Genomic DNA, 1,013 nt, shown 5'->3' with positions numbered 1-1,013 from the left:
CTAGTGCCCCGAGTTTGAAGTTGTTTTACGGTCAGCTTTCACCAGGATCTGCTCGGCGGTTTTCGTCCACACGAACGGCTGCGCCCGCGGATTCCACCCGTTGATGAACTCTCGGATCTTCGCCGTCAGTTCGCGGACACTGCGGAAAGTTCCGCGATGAATCGCTTGGCGTTCGATGATCCCGAACCACACCTCGACGAGGTTCATCCACGACGCCGACGTCGGGGTGAAATGAACATGGATCCGCGGATTCGCAGCCAGCCACTCGCGGACCTCGGCCTTCTTGTGGGTGGCGTAGTTGTCCATCACCAAGTGCAGTTCCTGCTTCGGATACGCGCGTGCGACATGTTTGAGGAACACCAGAAACTCCTGGTGACGGTGTCGCGGCCGGCAGATCCCGGTCACCTTTCCGGTCGCGATCTCCAACGCCGCGAACAAGGTGGTGGTGCCGTTGCGGATGTAGTCGTGGGTTTGCTTCTCGGGCATTCCGATCTGCATCGGCAACGTCGGAGCGGCCCGATCCAATGCCTGGATCTGCGATTTCTCGTCCACGCAGAGCACGATCGCGTTCTCGGGCGGATCGAGATACAACCCGACGATGTCGGTGACCTTCGCGACCAGTTCCGGATCGGTGGAAAACTTGAATGTCTCACTGCGCCAAGGCTGCACACCGTACTCGCGCCAGATCCGTGCGACCGTGCCGTACCCGATCCCCAAATGTTTCGCGAGCAGGCGCGAACTCCAGTGTGTGACACCGTATTTCTTCGGCGGCGGCATCAAGGTCGCGGAGACGATCTCCCGGCGATCGAGGCTACGCGGCCGCCCCGAACGCGCATCGTCTTCGAGGCCGGCCAAGCCGTCTACGTCGTAGCGGGCGCGCCAGGAGATCACCGTCGGCCGCGACACCCCGACCAGTTCCGCGATCGACGAATTCGACTCACCTTGAGATGCGAGCAAAACAATCCTCGCTCGCTGCGCCGCACCGGAGGAGATCGACCTCGACCGCAGTCGTC

The 1,013-nt window shown here is 61.5% G+C and carries 1 protein-coding gene; it reads right to left on the bottom strand.

From position 1 onward, the window contains the following. Entirely contained in the window at nt 1-1,008 is a 1,008-nt protein-coding gene (locus G8767_RS35195; RefSeq protein WP_166814278.1) for an IS630 family transposase, read from the bottom strand. Between the last annotated feature and the right edge of the window lie 5 nt (nt 1,009-1,013).

Source organism: Rhodococcus sp. IC4_135, from assembly GCF_011602025.1.
In the GTDB taxonomy this organism is placed as follows: Bacteria; Actinomycetota; Actinomycetes; order Mycobacteriales; family Mycobacteriaceae; genus Rhodococcus_F; species Rhodococcus_F baikonurensis.
The sequence above is the reverse complement of the archived record's forward strand: the minus strand, read 5'-3'. Positions and strand labels throughout refer to the sequence as shown.